Source organism: Photobacterium piscicola (assembly GCF_900166965.1).
In the GTDB taxonomy this organism is placed as follows: Bacteria; Pseudomonadota; Gammaproteobacteria; order Enterobacterales; family Vibrionaceae; genus Photobacterium; species Photobacterium piscicola.
This window is the reverse complement of the sequence record NZ_FUZI01000003.1, coordinates 462,827-481,491: the sequence shown is the minus strand read 5'-3', so window position 1 is coordinate 481,491 and position 18,665 is coordinate 462,827. Positions and strand designations below refer to the sequence as shown.

The 18,665-nt window shown below is 37.9% G+C and carries 12 protein-coding genes; 3 read left to right on the top strand and 9 right to left on the bottom strand.

The window, feature by feature from the left end:
* Positions 1–23: 23 nt before the first annotated feature.
* From CZ809_RS11135 to ebgR, 9 genes are all read right to left on the bottom strand, one after another.
* Positions 24–1,055, bottom strand: coding sequence for an amino acid ABC transporter substrate-binding protein (locus tag CZ809_RS11135; protein WP_080157703.1), 1,032 nt, complete (start codon positions 1,053–1,055; stop codon positions 24–26).
* A 203-nt stretch (positions 1,056–1,258) separates the two neighbouring features.
* Positions 1,259–2,482, bottom strand: coding sequence for an L-lactate MFS transporter (locus tag CZ809_RS11130; RefSeq protein WP_080157702.1), 1,224 nt, complete (start codon positions 2,480–2,482; stop codon positions 1,259–1,261).
* A gap of 274 nt (positions 2,483–2,756) precedes the next feature.
* A complete protein-coding gene (gene gltS / locus CZ809_RS11125) occupies positions 2,757–3,983 on the bottom strand; it encodes a sodium/glutamate symporter (RefSeq protein ID WP_080157701.1) in 1,227 nt (408 codons plus the stop codon).
* Between the two features lie 845 nt (positions 3,984–4,828).
* Entirely contained in the window at positions 4,829–5,170 is a 342-nt protein-coding gene (locus tag CZ809_RS11120) for a hypothetical protein (protein ID WP_080157700.1), read from the bottom strand.
* 102 nt (positions 5,171–5,272) lie between these two features.
* The gene (locus CZ809_RS11115) at positions 5,273–8,356 is read right to left on the bottom strand and encodes an EAL domain-containing protein (RefSeq protein ID WP_159447949.1); all 3,084 of its coding nucleotides are present in this window, start codon (positions 8,354–8,356) and stop codon (positions 5,273–5,275) included.
* 196 nt (positions 8,357–8,552) lie between these two features.
* Positions 8,553–9,983, bottom strand: coding sequence for an amino acid permease (locus CZ809_RS11110; RefSeq protein WP_080157698.1), 1,431 nt, complete (start codon positions 9,981–9,983; stop codon positions 8,553–8,555).
* Positions 9,984–10,132: 149 nt separating this feature from the next.
* Positions 10,133–10,585 carry a beta-galactosidase subunit beta gene (locus CZ809_RS11105; RefSeq protein WP_080157697.1) on the bottom strand — a complete coding sequence of 151 codons (453 nt, stop codon included), beginning with the start codon at positions 10,583–10,585 and terminating at the stop codon, positions 10,133–10,135.
* Positions 10,585–13,662 carry a beta-galactosidase subunit alpha gene (gene ebgA, locus CZ809_RS11100; protein WP_080157696.1) on the bottom strand — a complete coding sequence of 1,026 codons (3,078 nt, stop codon included), beginning with the start codon at positions 13,660–13,662 and terminating at the stop codon, positions 10,585–10,587. Before ebgA ends, CZ809_RS11105 begins: the two co-directional genes overlap by 1 nt.
* 250 nt (positions 13,663–13,912) lie before the next feature.
* Positions 13,913–14,890, bottom strand: a complete 978-nt coding sequence (gene ebgR / locus CZ809_RS11095; RefSeq protein ID WP_080157695.1) for a transcriptional regulator EbgR — start codon at positions 14,888–14,890, stop codon at positions 13,913–13,915.
* A 345-nt stretch (positions 14,891–15,235) separates the two neighbouring features.
* Here ebgR and CZ809_RS11090 point away from each other — a divergent pair, with 345 nt between their 5' ends.
* From CZ809_RS11090 to galM, 3 genes are all read left to right on the top strand, one after another.
* Positions 15,236–16,297: a UDP-glucose--hexose-1-phosphate uridylyltransferase gene (locus CZ809_RS11090; RefSeq protein WP_080157694.1), complete on the top strand. Its 1,062-nt coding sequence runs from the start codon at positions 15,236–15,238 to the stop codon at positions 16,295–16,297.
* 63 nt (positions 16,298–16,360) lie between these two features.
* A complete protein-coding gene (galK, locus tag CZ809_RS11085; RefSeq protein WP_080157693.1) occupies positions 16,361–17,551 on the top strand; it encodes a galactokinase in 1,191 nt (396 codons plus the stop codon).
* 16 nt (positions 17,552–17,567) lie between these two features.
* Complete coding sequence (galM, locus tag CZ809_RS11080) at positions 17,568–18,656, top strand: galactose-1-epimerase (protein ID WP_080157692.1); 1,089 nt, start codon at positions 17,568–17,570, stop codon at positions 18,654–18,656.
* Positions 18,657–18,665 lie beyond the last annotated feature (9 nt).

Sequence of the window (18,665 nt, the reverse complement as noted above, 5' to 3'; positions counted from 1 at the left end):
TACGAACTTAAAAGAGACGGTTATTAACGGATAGGCGGTGCATATTGGATACCACCATTGCTCCATAATGCATTTAATCCACGTTTAATTTTAAGTGGTGATCCTAAACCGACAGTACGTTGGAAGCTTTCATCATAGTTGCCTACTTGTTTAATGATTTGGAAACCCCAATCATCATTTAACCCCAAACCTTTACCTTTCGGGCCATCAAGACCAATTAGACGACGAATGTTCGGATCTTTTGAGTCTTTTTTCAGTTGGTCAACGTTGGCAGAAGTAACATCAAATTCTTCAGCATTAATCATAGTAAATAATGTCCAACGCACAATATTGAACCATTGGTCATCACCTTGACGAACAACTGGGCCAAGGGGCTCTTTTGAAATTATTTCAGGTAGAATGATGGCTGATGTTGGATCTTTAAGGTTTAAGCGTAGGGCATATAAGCCAGATTGGTCGGTGGTAAGTACATCACAACGTCCAGAGTCAAAACCTTTTGATGTTTGAGGGGCGGTATCAAAGACGACGGGTTTATATTTCATACCATTAACACGAAAATAATCAGCTAAATTAAGTTCGGTTGTCGTGCCTGATTGTACACAAACAGCTGCACCATCAAGCTCTTTTGCACTTTTTATACCCATGTCTTTTTTGACCATGAAACCTTGGCCATCGTAGTAGTTGACGCCAGTAAAGTTAAGCCCAAGTGAGGTATCACGGTGCAGTGTCCAGGTTGTATTACGCGATAAAATATCAATTTCACCAGATTGAAGGGCGGTGAAGCGTTCTTTTGCAGTGAGAGGGATATATTTAACTTTGGTTTTATCGCCTAATGTTGCTGCGGCAACAGCTTGACAGAACTCAACATCAAGACCTTCCCATTGACCTTTAGCATTTGGGTTTGAAAATCCGGGTAAGCCAGCACTAACACCACATTGGACATAACCTTGTTTTTTTACTTTATCGAGTGTGTTGTCAGCTGCATTGACGTTTATTGTAAATAGCGTAGCTGATGCAGCAAGTGCCGCCAATACGCCGGTTATTTTATTAGCCATGAGTAAGTACCTTCCTTGTCTGATCAATAGTTAAAGCAACATGTTGTAAGTAACTTAATTATCGATAAGTTATTAACAAAACACTAACAATTACAAGTATAGGAAAATATGTACAAAGGGCTAGTTTTGCGGGTAATTGGTTGGAAATAAAAACGACAAAGCCCAGCATAAGGCTGGGCTTTATTGCTAATTCATGTGGTTGATTATGCAGAGGCCAGTTTTTTCTCTAGCGCTTCGGCATCGACTTTTTTAGTAATAACTGACAATACAATGGCGACAGCAATCATGGCTGAACACACAGTGTAAGCCAATGTATAAGTCCCTGTGGTATCGACAGCAAATGCTGCAACAACAGGACCGATAAAGCCACTCACACCCCATGCAGTGTAAAGTACACCATAGTTAGCACCGTAGTTTTTCAGGCCATAGAAATCAGCAATAATAGATGGGAATACAGCCAGTAATGTGCCGTAGCCAACACCAGCGATTGCTGCACCAATGATCAGTGTAAACTCAGAGTCAAATGTAGCGAACATCACCATATTGATACCCTGCATAACAAAAGCGATCATCAGTGTTTTTACACCACCAATTTTGTCTGACAGTATGCCTGCCACAACACGTCCGCCTGAGTTAAAGATAGCAAGGATCACAACTAGGTAAGCGGCATCCGTGATGTTTGCTTGTGTAGCGGCAATAGATGTAATGTTACCAATAATCATTAAACCCGCCGCAGAAGCAAAAGCATACATTACCCATAGTGAGTAAAATTGTGGTGTTTTCAACATGCCTCGCCAATTAATATCAACAGGCTTCGCTGATTTCGCTTTATAACCTGCAGGCACTTCTGGTACATAATTGGCTGGTGGATTATTGATGGTAAACGCGAGTGGTACTGCGATAACTAATACCGCGATACCTAAGACAAGGAAGCTAGTGTTGATACCATACTTTGCAATAAGTGTAGATGTTAGTGGGGCTAGATAAACTGCAGCCAGACCAAAACCTGCTGCAATAAGGCCATTAACTAAGCCCTTTTTCGATGGATGGAACCATTTCATTGCTGATGGGCTTAAGCAAGCATAACCAAATCCGATACCACTACCTGTCATTACACCAAATGTAAGTACTAGCATCATTGGGGTCGTTGCAAAACTTGAGATGATCATGCCTAAGCCGACCATTATTGTACCTAGAATCAACACTCGGCGAGGGCCCATGCGATCTTGAAGGATACCAGCAACTAACAACGATAAAGCAAAAGTAATAATAGCAATGGTGTAAGGGAGTGATGCATCTGCATTCGACCAACCTAAATTAACTACGAGTGCTTTTTTAAAAACACTCCAAGCATAAAGGATACCCATACATAAGTTGATACAAAAACCTGCTACCAAGATTTGTATAGCACGATCAAATTTTTTCATAGAGAACTCAATTAATTTACGCTTAACATTGGTGTTAAATCGGAATCTACACAATGATAAACGGGTGATTTAATATGGTGACTAAAGTCAAACTTTAGAAAGAGCGCGGAGTGTAACAACATAAAGAAAATATGATATTGCTCAGACATTCCTTGTTACAAAACAGCAATGTGACCATGACAAAATTGATGGGGTAAGCAGGGACGTAGATTTAAAACAAAAAAAGAGAAGATATGCTATATCTTCTCTTTTTTTTAACAATGGGTAATGCTATTTAGTGGCCAAGGAAACTGATGTAACCTTGAAGAACAATAAGGTTAGTGATATCGATAAAGAAAGCACCAACAATCGGCACAACCATAAAGGCTTGTGGCGATGGCCCATTACGAGATACTAACGAACCCATATTCATTACAGCAGTAGGGGTTGCACCCATACCGAAGCCACAGTGACCGCCTGCAATAACCGCAGCATCATAGTTACTGCCCATTACACGGAAAGTAACAAAATAGGTAAATAAGCCGAGTACTACCGTTTGGACTGCCAGAATAATCAACATTGGCATTGCCAGATCCATCAGCTCCCACAAGTGCAAGCTCATCAGTGCCATTGCTAAGAACAGTGACAATGATATGGTACCAAGAGCATCCACTGTTTCTTTATTGATTTTATAGCATTTAGTCCCTTCACAGATATTGGTAATAAAAACACCAATAAATAGAGCATAAACAAATTCAGGAATACGTAATGCACTGATTCCGAAACTATCTACAAAATCTTTAAAGTGTGAAGCACCAGCAACACAAACCAATAAAATGAATAGCACTTCAATGGTATTTTTTGAGGTAATACGGTCTTCTTCACGATCGCTATACGTGATCAGATCTGGGTGTTCAATGTGATGGTTACCACTTTCACCGAAATCGGATTTTAGCTTATGCTTATTGATCAAGCGTTGCGCAATTGGACCACCAATAATACCCCCCATGATCAAACCAAACGTTGCTGCCGCCATCGATAATTCTAGCGTGTTTAAACCATAATCAGTTGCAAAAGTCTGAGACCAAGCAGCACCAGTACCATGACCACCTGAAAGAGTGATAGAACCAACGATAAGACCAAGTAATGGATCTAAACCTAAAGCTTTACTCATACCTACGCCAACAGCATCTTGAATGATGATAAATACTGTTGCGATACCTAAGAATAGGAATACGCGTGAGCCACCCTTCATTAGCAGTTTATAGCTAGCAGCAAGGCCTACGGTTGCAAAGAACATTTGCATTAATGTGTCTTGCATACTTAATTTGAAACTAATGTCATAACCTTGAAAGTGGAAAAAGGTAATAATAAAGGCAATGACAAGTCCACCGACGATAGGCTCTGGAATATTATATTGTCTTAAAATCTTGACTTTCGTATTGATAAAGTAGCCAAGAAAAAGCACGATTATTGCAATAAGCAAAGATTCGAGCTCATTAACATGAATTGATGTTGTCATTTAAAATCTTCTTTTTTACTTCTTTGATGCTAATTTTAACTCCAAAAAGACATTCTTACCATATTGCTATTGTTGTTGCTCTATGCTAGATGGTGCCTATTTTGAGTACTTGGGTATTTATATATTATTGAGTAGTCGTTTTTTTATATGGTTTATTGTTAAAATTTTGCACTTTGTTGTTAATTGTTAGTTTGCATTGTGTTTTGTTATTTATTGTCTATTTAAATACGCTTTAGTCGGCGTTTTTTTGCTTTATTAATATGGTTAATTTTTCAGAATCAACGCGTTATATTTTAGTGGGGTGACTTTTAAACTATAGGGTATAGCGTTCTTTTTATTTAATGGCTGTAATACAAAGGTTAAATTGAAAATTTAGTTGTTGGTAATGTGATTAAAAAAAAAGGGTTAATTCTCATAACCTGAGAAATACACCTAGTTAGCTAAAACAGTATTATTTGGTCTTTGAAAAAAAAGTATAAAAACTAGAAAAAAACTTATGAAACATCGTTCAAAATACTAAAAAGAGGCTATTTTTGCCTTTATGGGCTATTAAATGCGACTAATTACATTTTTATTAATGACTATTTCCCTTATTTATAGATAACGAATGAAATAAATTATGCGTTAGCTAACCTATTGCTTATAAAGTCTTATCTCATAGTGTGAGAATAATATTAATATCTTATTTTTATGCGTAATCTTGCGGCAGGAAGAAGAAAAACAAAGCAGCTTATGATAATGAAGGAAATAGGGTATTAATGGTAACGATGAGAATGTATCGCTACCACTAAGTTACAATGATGAGAGATGAAAAATATACATTTGGGTTGGCTTCTAGCAAAAAGCTACTCAGCGCTGTATTTTTTTAACTTTAGATCTTTTTTCAGTTGTTGAATGTACGCAATGCGATCAGGGTCAGCTGGGCGAGCATCGTTTTGACGCTCTTGTTGAGCTTGAGCTTCACTTGGGAGCACACAACGTCCACGAATACGTTGGTGATATTGTTTCGTTTCTTGTTCTGCACGTAATGTGGCTTGTTCTTGCTCTTTTGCCATCGCTTCACGTGCTTTACTCTGATCGGTAGCATCAACCACAATATAAGCATTGCGCTTTTGCATTCTATTTGGCTGCTGACCAAATTGTTCCCGTTGCTTAATAAAGTTATCTAAGTGATCACTAAAACTCATTGTGACGTCCTACGAAGTAATCAAAAAAGAATCCACTTATGATTAACAATAAAATGGCGTATATCTATAATGATAAGCTACAACGTTGAATAAGAGAACCTCTTATATAATGTTCTCTGATATTTGCCGTTGTTGATGTAAATATTGGCGATTAAAATTATCACGAGTAAGGGGTTTGTTGAAATAGAATCCTTGAAATTCTTCAACACCAAGCGCTTCAAGTGCAATGACTTGTTCTCTATTTTCTACTCCTTCTGCGACAATGGTTAGGTCAAGGTTGTGAGCAAGATTGATAATTGCTTCAATGATAGTAATGCTGTCTTTGTTATAAGGTAAGGCTTTAACAAACTCTCGGTCTATTTTTAGTATATTAATGGGAAATCGACTCAGATAGGCGAGAGAAGAATACCCCGTACCAAAATCATCAATAGCAATTTTAACGCCAAGTGTTTTGAGCGCGATCAGTTTTTGATAGGCTAATTCAATATCTGTCATTAAAACACTCTCTGTGATCTCAAGCTCGAGGTAGGCAGGATCACAATCGGCTTTTTTTATCGCTTGTTTTAAAATGGCGGTTAAATTGGATTCAAGTAATTGCTGGGCTGAGATATTAATTGCCATACTGATATTGAGTCCTTGCTGTTGCCATTGTTTAAGCTGATAGCAGGCTTTTTCAATAAGGAATATACCTGCTTCTAGAATTAAACCGGATGACTCAAGTAATGGAATAATATCGACAGGAGCTTGATAATCTCCATGTCGATCACGCCATCGTAGTAGGGCTTCTACGCCAGTTAATGAGTGTGAGTGGGCTAATACTTTTGGTTGATAGTAGAACTCATAACGATCTGTGTTGATAGATTTTCGTAATTCAGATTCGAGTTCTAGCTTGTGTGTCGTTTCTGTTTCCATTGTAGGATTAAAATAGCAATATTGATTTTTAGATTTATCTTTAGAGTAACTGAGAGCTATATTTGCATTTTTAATTATTTTTTCAGCTGTTATCGAAGTGTTTTTTTGCAATGAAATACCAATACTGGCTGAAATTGAAATCAATTTACCATCATAGCTGATGGGGGCATGAATATTGTTGAGTAATCGGTTTGCTAAATGATCAATATTTTTACGATGCTGAACAGATTGGATAACGACACCAAATTGGTTGTTATTCAATCGCGATAAAAGATTAACAGCTCTGAGATTTGATCGAATACGTTTTGATATAATAACGATTATTTTTTCTTTCTTCTCATTATCTAAAGAATCATGTAATTGTTTGAATAGATCAATCTCAATAACTAAAACAGATATTTTAGAATTATTGATTTTTGAATATACTAATGATTCATTTATTTTCTTAATAAACATATTTCGATTAGGAAGTGATGTTAACTGATCATAATGTGCTAGATGATCTAACTGATGTTCATAGTTTATACGTTCTGTAATATCTTTACTGGTTGATATGTAATTACTGATTCGTCCATTATCGTCACGAATAGGGGAAATAGTATTATCAAGATATTGAATACTATTATCTTTGTTTTTTTGAGAAATAATACGCTGAATCGTTTTCCCTTGATTAAGTTTTGATTGAATATCGTCTATTTTATCTTTGTCATTAGTATAGCGTTTGAAGATAGTCTTACTATCTAATCCAATGATATTCTTATAATTATCCCCTACGCTTTTCTTATATGAGCTATTCACATATTGAATAAATCCGAATTTATCAGTAATGATCACCGCTTCTTCGCTTTGTTCTACAGCTCTAGATAGTCCCTTAAGTTTTTGTTCTCGTTTAATCCATGATGTTACGTCAATAATATGCAACATTATGTTATCGTGACCATTGTTATTAACTTTAGTAGCAATAATTTCGATGTGTTTTTTATGGATTTTTAGTTGTGTTTTTTGCTGTATATTGTATTGCATATTATTGATTTTTTTTAATAATGCAACCATGTCACTTTTTGTATCAATTGATGGTATATACGAAATTAAGTTTTTATTAGTAATATCATTTTTTAAATCTAAAATAGAAAGTGCAGCTGCATTAATGGCTGTTATTTTTTTATACTCATCTATTATCACTATACCTGAATCTGTGTTTTCAATTAGTGAGTGATAACGACGGCTATCTGTTTTTCTGCTCTTATTTATTTTCTGTATTTCATTTTTTTGGTTGTTAATATAATAAATAACAAAAATGCCACCAATGAAGGTTAATATAATAATTACATAGTTAATATAAATATTATAAGATGGTTTTTTACTGAGAAATTGATAGCTATCCGTTAATGTAACTTTTGATATTAATATCCAAGGTGATAAGTTTCCATATTTAAAATCAAGCATCGATTTTAATGATACAGGGGTGAAAATAGGGGAGTAGGTATAGATAGTATTATCTTTTAATATTTGTTGATGATTATAATTTTTTATTTCTTTCCATAATACATAATTTGATTTTTTGAAGTTTTTTGTTTTATTAACAAATGACTGTCTATTTTCGGTAATATGATTTTGTTCAATATTAACTAATGTTTGGCCTTGGTTATTAACAATCCAGGATTGCAGAGGTAATGAGTGATTTGTTTTTGATGTGATAAGAAGATCGGATAGATTTTGTTGTTCTATTTTTACAACCCATGAAATATTTTGCACCGTCATATGTTGATAATACGCGATAGTGTTGATTGGCTCAGAGGCGGTATTAATATAAGTTTTATTGAATGGTAGTGCAAAAGCATGATCAATATTGCTCAATTCAGTAGCATCGGTGATAGGTTGATTATTTGTGACTATTATTTTTCCTTCTGCAGTAGTAAATATTTGTAAATAAGCGCTATTTTTATAATCAATAAGACTAATACTCTGTAATGTAGTATTGCTTGCGAGTACTTTATTGCTGAAAGTAATAAAATCATCACGCTGTGAGTGTGTCAGTGCCTGTTGCCAGGATTGTTGTTTTAAATAATCGCTGAGTTGCTCAAAGTGAGAGACAGTATGTGTAATCTGTTGTGTGATAAGTTGTTGTTGGTGGTATTGTTGCTGACGTTGTATTGTTTTTATACTATTGATTGTTTCATCATTATTTTGATTGTTGTCAGTGGCTACGTTTATTACTGTTAAGGTGAGTAATAAAAGAGAGAAAACTAAACTGACTCCTAGTGCTTGTCGCATAATATCCTTATAACATACCGTTAGATTTAACATCTAATGCACCAACTATATGCCATTGAACACATAAAGTTAAGATTATAAATATAATTTTGTGACGTATATGTAATCGTATGATTGCTATTTGTAATTATTTAAATGTAAAAAAGCCTTGAGAGGAAACTCAAGGCTATAAAATTATAGCGGTTAAATTTAATTACTAATTTGTCGTGGTTGTAGTTTCCAATGTGATTTTTTGCTCTGCTGCCAACTGGCTTTCATAGCGGTTATATTTCCACCATGCATAGCCAAGGAAGATAACAATACCACCGACGTTATAGAAGATAATCGTCATGATGTCGGCACCTGTTGGGAAAGTAGAAGCCAAGAAACCGATACTGAAGATACCAATTAGAATCGATACCATCACGATGCCTGTTGTACGTGAACCCATCTTAAAGTCACGTGGTAAGTGATCCAATTTTAGACGTAAGTTTAAGTAAGCAATCATAATAAACAATGGTGGTAGCATAGAAGCTGCCGCAGTCATGTTAATTACAGTGCTCATTAGTTCTTGTACTGAATCAGAACCTAACATTGGTACGATAAGTAGAGGTATTACAATGAAAAATTGCGCCCATGCTGCACGTGCCGGAACACCATTTTTGTTTAATTTAACGGTTTTCTCACCAAAAATACCTGCAGGGATCTCAGAGAAGAAAATTTTAACTGGTGTGGCTGTCCACATCAGTAATGAACCTAACATTGCCGTGAATGAAACAACACCAACGAAACGATTCATTACAATTTCAGGTAATCCATAATGGCGCGCTAAACCTTCAAATACTTGTACTGAACCACCAGTGAATTTCAGTGCTTCACGCTCAACAAATACGTTGATTAGTACAGATGAAACACAGTACAGACCACCGATAAAGATACCTGCAAAAATAATTACTTTTACAAACGCTTTGTGACCACCTTTAATATCATTAACATAAACCGACACAGACTCTGCTCCGCCAGCCGCCATAAAGATCCATGCTGTTACGCCAAAGAAGGCCCAGTTAATTTGCGGTGTTAATGCTTCTACTGTAATCGGATCTGCCGGTTGAATACCGCCCATTACCGCCGCACCTGCCAATATAATGTATGACAATGTTAGCACTAGCATAAATGACGAGGTGACAGAAGTGATTGGCCCCAACATCTTTGCGCCATTGGTTGATACATACGTAGCAAGGGCAAATAGCGCAATACTTAATAGTGTGGTCGTGGTTGGGGTAAATATATATTCATAGCCAAGGAACGCATAGGATGCATAAGCAATAACGCGCGGCAGTAATGAGGTAAAAAAGAATAGATTAACAAACCAATAGGTATAAGCGGCGAGGAATGCCCAACGTCCACCAAGAGAACTTTTAACCCACGCATAAACACCGGCTTCTGAGTCTTTATTCAGTGAAACAAATTCAGCAATGATTAAACAAAATGGGATGAAATAAAGTAAGGTAGCAATAAAGAACATAGGGGTAGAGGATAAGCCAATTTCGATATTGTTATTAATGACATTATTGAAACTGTATACCGCAGCAAAGGTCATCGATAGTAGACCAAATTTCCCTATGGTATTACGTTTTGATTCAGACATGAGAATCTCCGATGGATCACGTTTAGTATTGTAGGATGTCTATGTATTTAGCGACTAAACCAAATCATAGGTTATTGTTTTTATTCTTTATATTTGTTTCTTTTTTATTGCATAACCGCCAGCGATGATTAGCTGGCGGTTATGTTTAGTTATTTATTAAGGAAGTAACCGTCCTCAATGGTGACACGTAAAACGACTTTCTCAAGGTTGTCAGCGGCACTGAAACGGTGAGCTTGATGGTTTTCAAAAATTACCATTTGGCCTGCTTCTATGCGGTGGGTTTGGCCGGTACCAGCTAAGTATTCACGATCGGTTTCATCGCTGTATGGATGAACTTGCGTTAGTGTGTCTTTATCTGCACATTCAATGGTTTCACTGCCTGCAAGGTAGTAATGCACATCAAAATAACGACGATGACCGACAAAGTGCTCATTTGCGGTTGAAGGGCCATGTTGAAGTCGATAAGCCAGTGAATCACCCACAGAGTGGAAGACATTTGGCTGAATATTCGGGATATTTTCAATAGCCTCTACACAACGATTCCATTTACGACCATCGCGATATAGACTTTTGAACTGATCCAGTGATGCTAAAGTAATCATTATTTATCTCCACCGATACGTGTTGTGGTAAATGTTTGACTTGCTAAGTAACGACTATCGCAATCTGCTTTACTAAATGGCACTAAGCTTAGTTGGTAACTAAAGTCATTAAAGTAAACACGATATGAGTCAAGTACTTCTGAACCCCATGAGTTAGAGCCCAAGCCCATAACTTGATGATCAAGATTGACCGTAATGTAACCACTTGGCTCTAGCTCATTAATGTGTTGTGCTTGATGGATATGTTGATTGGTGTAATGCCATGCGCTGAAATTAATTTCTTGCTCAGGTTTAACCAATAAACCTACGCCATGGCGGTTCGTTAAACTTGCCCAACGCACATGTTGACGGTTGCCATTATTTTGTGGGAACGGGTAGTTCTCAAACATATTGCTAACGGTAGTACTGTAGATATCAATAATGTTACTTTGACGGCTATCTTGGTAACTTTCTTCAGGACCACGACCGTAATATTCAACCTGATCAAATTGATTATGGATCCCTAAATCCAGACCAATAACAGGAATGACATGTGGGTAATCACCGTACTTATTGCCACTTAACGTCATGTTAACTTGACCTTGAGGACAAATTTCAAAACGGTATTGGCAACGCATACCAAAATCTAATACTGGTGGTGCAACAATACTGTTAGTGGTAACAATCACCTTACCTGCAACGTGTTCTACATTAATGCTGCGGAAATGCTCTTGCATAATTTGCAGATGAGCAGGGTGCCATAAACCTTCATATTCTTGCTTATGGTTATCAATCATCGGCTTGAAGAAGCTCATTGCAGGTGATGATGCAATCAGTTCATTATTTTGGCGTAGCCATGATGTAAGCTTGCCGTCGACTTTAGAAAAGCGCAGGGTAAAGTCATAACCACTAATTTCCCAATCAAGGCGGTTTTCAGTGACTGACAGTGGTATAGCATTGTTATTTTCAAATATTTCAGGATGTGCAGTATTGGGTTTGGCTTGGTATTGGAAAATACCAAGTTCATGGTTTGCTTCACTGTATGTTGTGCGAGATTTTTTACGTATCGACACGTTTACAAACGTTTCACGCTGATCCATCACTGGCAGTGCTAATTCAATATCGCGTGATTCACCTGCCGCCAAACCTGTAACGGTAATTTGATTAAAGGTTAGCGTGTCGCCTTCAGTACGTACTGCGATATCAAATACCACGTCATCTAAGGTAGAGAACCAATATTTGTTAGTAACCGTAATGATACCTTTAGTGTGATCTTTAACGTTGATTTTTACCGGACAAATAACTTGTTTGTATTCACGTAAACCAGGGCCTGGAGTTTGATCTGGGTAGACTAAGCCATCCATGCAGAAGTTATAGTTATTTGGATAATCGCTGTAATCACCGCCATATTTGTATACATCACGGCCATTTTCATCTTGTTCGTAAATGCCGTGATCACACCATTCCCATACAAAGTGACCTTGAATATGATCATGTTTATAGAACACATTTTGATATTCAGTCAGTCCACCAGGACCATTACCCATAGCATGAGCATACTCACAAATAATTCGTGGCTTAGCATGTGGGAATTCACCAAACTCATTCATCATTTGGGCGCGAGAGTACATAGTACTAATAATATCAACCACTTCAGCATCACGATCTTCTTCGTAATGGACTAGACGGGTATCATCAATCGCTTTGGTTGCTGCATACATTGAACGAATATTACAGCCGTAACCTGATTCGTTACCCAGTGACCACATAATGATTGAAGGGTGATTTTTTTGGGCGTGAATATGACGCTCAATACGCTCAACGAATACTTGTTTCCATGCAGGATCATCTGTGATCATGCTTAAGTTGCCAACATTCGCAAAGCCGTGAGTTTCAACGTCCGTTTCAGCCATCACAAATAAACCGTACTGATCACACAGTTCGTAAAAACGCGGATCATTAGGGTAGTGTGCTGTGCGTACTGCGTTAATGTTGTGTTGTTTCATCAATACGATGTCTTTCTCGACACGATCCATTCCAACAGCGCGGCTGTTAAGGTGGTCGTTATCGTGACGGTTAACCCCGTGGAGCATTACGTATTGACCGTTTATTTCAAACAGACCATTACGCACTTTAATATCGCGGAAGCCAACTCGTTGTGGAATCACTTCAATTATGATGCCATCAGCATCTCTTAGTGTTAGAAATAAGTGGTATAAATGCGGGTTTTCAGCCGTCCAGTGGATTGGATTTACCATTTTGATTGCAAAATCGGTATGTGTCATACTGGCAATTGTTAGATTGGAAACGTTTCCATTGGCAACCTGATGTTGACCATCGTAAAGGGCATAATCAAGGCTATAGCCATTAACAATATCACCGCTGAGGTTTTCTAAATCAATTTTACAGCCCAAGGTTGCTGCTTGGTAATTATCATCAAAATCAGTACGTACAGTGAAATCACGTACGTGAACAGGCTCTTTACCGACTAAGTAAACATCACGGAAAATGCCCGCCATCCACCACATATCTTGATCTTCGATATAGGTTGAATCAGCCCATTGCATCACGCGTACAGAAAGTAAGTTCTTGCCTGTATTAACAAAAGCAGAAATATCAAATTCAGCAGTTAAACGGCTGCCTTTACTAAAGCCAACATATTGGCCATTAACATAAACTTCAAAATAGGTTTCAACGCCGTCAAACTTAATAATAGTTTGTTTTTCATTCCAATTATCACCCAGGAAGAAGGTGCGCTGATATGCGCCAGTTGGGTTATTTGAGGGTACAAAAGGTACATCAATCGGGAAGGGGAAGCCTTCGTCTGTGTATTGTAAGTTACCGTGGCCTTCCATTTGCCACATGTTTGGCACTTGAATGCTTGTCCAGTCACTCATTTCTTGATGATAGAATTCTTCAGGAACAAGCAATGGGTTAGTGAAGAAATTGAATGTCCACTGGCCACTTAGCAACATGAAATGCTGACTTAAATCACGCTGAAAGCGTTGTGCTTTATTTAATGCGTTGTAAGAGAAAAAGTATGCACGAGGTGCCAGTCTATTTTCGCTAAGTAAGTTAATGTTTTCCCAGTTATTCACGATGCCTCCAAGACATGTTTTAATTATCTGGAGTTATTATTAAGTAAAATTTTACTAAAAAATATAGGTAAAACTTTGTTGTATTAACTCGATCACATTCTGTTTTGAGCTTTGTGAGGTCGACAACAAAAAAACTATTACAGATGATTATTTGAGTGATCTTGCTCTTGTTTTAAACAGTCTATGAATTAAAAGATAAAAAAAAACGACAAGTAAATTGTCGTTTTTTATTTGTTATCAATTGGTTATATTATTTTTTGGTTGTCTCGCGTAAAATGAGTTGGCTTGGAACAAAGACTCGTAAGGGAATGGTCCGACCGTCACGACTGCGCTCTAATAATAGATTAACGCCTTGAGAGCCCATCAGTTCTGAGTGAATTCTAAAGGTTGATAATGGTGGATAAGTAAACTTCGCGGTTGGAATGTCATTGACACTGATTACGCTAATATCATTAGGAATATTGAGTCCGCTTTCATGTATCGCACGTAATACACCAATAGCGATTGAGTCTGATGCGACAAACAAAGCACTTGGGTGATTATTGGCAAGCATCTGTTTAGCTAATGAATACCCAGATTGACTACTAAAATCACCGCGATAAATATCATTATCAGATACAACGCCTTTAAATTTGCCATATTCAGTAAAAATTAATTCACGAATATCATATTTATCAGGGTTATCTTGACCACCAATAAATCCAATTCGCTGATAACCTTGCTGAGTAAAGTGGTTAATGACTTCTTTACTGATCCGCTCTAAATCAATATCAATACAATCAATATCAAGTTGGTGATCGGTGTAATCAATATAAACCGTGTTACTCGAAAGGGTACGAGCTGCGGCAAGGTTGTCTTCGCTTACTTGTCCTATTAGCAATATGCCATCCACGGTTTTAGGCGCAGCGGCAATATTACATTCATAAATATTAGTTAGTTTAATACCGAGTTTATCGCATTGGGTATCAATGCCATGTCGAATAGCGAGGTAGTAGGGATCATCAACTTCAATATCTTGTTTGTAGTTATACAAGGCAAGGAAATGTAAGGTGTTTTTTTTGGCTGTTTTTCGAGATTGACTGGTAGTGTATTCAAGCTGTTCAGCAATTTCAAAGATTTTGCGCTTAGTCTCATCTTTTACGCTTAGGGTTGGATCATCATTTAATACTCGAGAGACCGTCGCTAACGAGACACCAGCTTTGGTTGCTATTTGTTTTAATGTTGCCATTTGTCCTCCGGCAATCCCTGCAACCTAAATCATGTTTGCTGTGCGTTTAAGGGACATGTGATTATATTTTATAGAATTATACTATTTATTTTTAGTAAAAAACGCGAATAATTTAGTATCTATTATTGAATATTTTATCACCGAGATCGGAATTGGTGGATAGAGAAGTTTAAAGTATTGAGTGATTTGATGCAGATAAGCAATAACGATAATCTTATCCTGTGATGATTCGCACGTATTATTCTTTTAATGGAAACGTTTACACAATGTGTCATTGATCACGGAAGTTAGCCTGAAATCACTTTAGACTTTTTAGCATTAAATAATCACAAGAGCTGAATTATTATGTCTGAATGTTTTGATCCGATTGACCATCCTCATCGTCGTTATAATCCGTTAACAGGGCAATGGGTGCTAGTTTCACCACACCGCGCTAAGCGTCCGTGGCAAGGTGCTGATGAGCAGCCACAACCGGAATCGAATCTTGTTTATGACGGTTCTTGTTTTTTATGTCCAACCAATACCCGTGTGTCAGGTGATAAAAACCCCGATTACACTGGCACTTATGTTTTTAGTAATGATCATGCTGCATTAACTGCCGATACGCCAAGTGCTCCTGAAAACAGTAATCCATTATTTCGTTGCCAAAGTGCCCGTGGTTTAAGCCGTGTTATTTGTTTTTCACCTAATCACAGTAAAACGCTGCCGCAATTATCAGTTGGTGCAATTCGTAAAGTGGTTGATACGTGGAATGAGCAAATTGAAGAGCTAGGTAAAGATTACGTTTGGGTACAAGCGTTTGAAAATAAAGGCTCAGTAATGGGATGTTCACAACCACATCCCCATGGTCAAATTTGGGCAAATAGCTTTTTACCGAATGAAATTAGCCGTAAAGATACTTTATTACGTGAATATTATGCACAACATGGCACTAACTTATTAGTTGATTACGTTAATAGTGAGCTAGAAGACGGCTCTCGTACTGTGGTTGAAACTGAGCATTGGTTAGCAGTGGTGCCTTATTGGGCGGCATGGCCATTTGAAACCATGTTATTACCTAAAACCCATATTCGTCGAATGGATGAGTTAACTCAAGCCCAGCGTGATGATTTGGCGCTAGCGATTAAAAAATTAACCAGCCGTTACGATAATCTTTTTAAATGTTCATTCCCTTATTCAATGGGATGGCATTACGCTCCTTTCTTTGAATCTGATGCTAATTTTAGTGATACCTCAACCGATCATTGGCAGCTACATGCGCTGTTTTATCCACCATTGTTGCGTTCTGCAACAGTGAAAAAATTTATGGTGGGTTATGAAATGTTGGCTGAAAGTCAACGTGATTTAACCGCAGAACAAGCGGCTGAAAAATTACGCGCCGTAAGTGATGTGCACTATTTAGATTAAGTGCTGAATAGCACGAATAAAAATATGTTTCTTGATAATCTTTGGTAATAGTAGGTAAAAATAATGACAACGAATCGTACTCAACACCTTATTGATAATGTATCAGCTGTTTTCTCATCAGTATTAGGCTATGTCGCCAGCCATATTATTCAAGCGCCTGGGCGTGTAAATCTTATTGGTGAGCATACCGATTATAACGATGGTTTTGTGCTTCCTTGTGCGATTGATTATCAAGCCATCGTGGCTGCTGCACGTCGTGACGATAATATCGTGCGTGTGGTGGCGGTTGATTACAATAATGAAATGAACGAGTTTGATATTAGTCAACCGTTAGAATTTGACCAGCAATGCATGTGGGTAAACTATGTTCGTGGTGTGATTAAATGTCTGCTTGAGCGAGGCTATGTTCTTGGTGGCGCCGATATTGTTATCAGTGGTAATGTTCCACAAGGTGCAGGTTTAAGTTCATCAGCAGCGCTTGAAGTCGTCATTGGTCAAACATTTAAAGCATTATTTGGTCTTACTATTAGTCAGCAAGAAATTGCACTCAATGGCCAGCAAGCAGAAAATCAGTTTGTTGGTTGTAATTGCGGCATTATGGATCAATTAATTTCAGCTGAAGGTGAGCAAAACCACGCACTATTAATTGATTGTCGTTCGCTAGAGACAACTGCTGTTGCGATGCCTGAAGATATGGCGGTGGTAATCATTAACTCAAATAAGAAACGTGGTTTAGTCGATAGTGAATACAACACGCGTCGTGCACAGTGTGAACAAGCTGCTGCCTTCTTTGGTGTACCAGCCTTGCGTGATGTGACATTAGCGACGTTTATCGCGCGTGAAACAGAGCTTGATCCTATGGTTGCTAAACGTGCTCGTCATGTGATCACTGAAAACATGCGAACGGAACAAGCCGCTATTGCGTTAAGTAATGGCAATATGGTGTTATTGGCTGAGCTAATGGCAGAGTCACATGCATCAATGCGGGATGATTTTGAGATTACTGTGTCTGAGATTGATACGCTGGTTGATATGGTGAAAGGTGTTATTGGCGATCAAGGTGGCGTACGTATGACCGGCGGTGGTTTTGGCGGTTGTATTGTGGCACTGGTACCGCCAACATTTGTTGATGCTATTACCGCTGAAGTGAATGCGAAATATCAGGCTGCAACAGGCTTACAAGCAACTATTTATGTGTGTAAAGCTATGGCGGGCGCTGGTGTTATCAGTGAACAAAACTTAGCAATAGCGTAATTTAAGGCGATTGAATATGTTAACTCATTTACCTCAACACGCTATTACCTTACATCAATCCATGACTGTTGATATGGCAACTGATGGGTTACCTGCAAAACTGATCACCCTTGTTAATCAACGCGGTATGTCAGTTACGTTAATGGATATTGGTGCTACATGGCTTAGTTGTTGTGTACCTGTCATCGTGGATCACCAAACCCAATATCGAGAAGTGTTGTTAGGGGTAAGTACCTTGAATGACTTTTATCAGCAGCAAGCCTATTTAGGCGTAACCGTTGGGCGTTATGCTAACCGTATTGCTGCAGGTAAATTTAACTTAGACGGTGAAGATTACCAACTATCAATTAATCAAAATGGTAATTGTTTGCATGGCGGCGAAAGTGGTTTTAGTCATCGTCGCTGGCAGATGCAGCAAGTGAATGCCACCGAAGTGCAATTTAGTTTGTTATCTGCGGATGGTGATATGGGTTTCCCGGGGAATTTACAGGTCATTGTTACTTATACTCTGACTGAAAATAACGAATTAAATATTCGATACAGTGCTGAAACGGATAAGCCCACCGTGGTTAACCTTACCAATCATGGCTATTTTAATTTGCTCGGGGCTGATAATGGCAAAGATTGCTTATCACATCAGTTAATGATCAATGCCGATCATTATTTACCGACGGATTCAAGCGGGATCCCGCAGGATGAATTTAAGAGGGTTGAAGCAACAAGTTTTGATTTTCGCGAGCCAAAATTGATAAATCAAGATTGGTTAGTGGATAATGATCAACGGCAAGCCAAAGGGTATGATCATGCGTTTATATTACGCTCTGATGTGCATCGTGCCATCACTGCTTGTGCAACGGTCATTGCTGCTGATCATTCATTAACGATGGATGTATTAACCACTAAACCGGCAATGCAATTATACACAGGCAATTTTTTAGCTGGGTGCCCTAATCGAGTTGGGGGAGAGTATGCTGATTACAGTGGTTTTGCGTTAGAAACCCAATTTTTGCCAGATTCACCAAATCACCCACAATGGCCGAATAATAATTCGATACTACGCCCAAATGCGCAGTATCGTCATCTAACTTGTTATCGGTTTCGATAGTCATTAAGT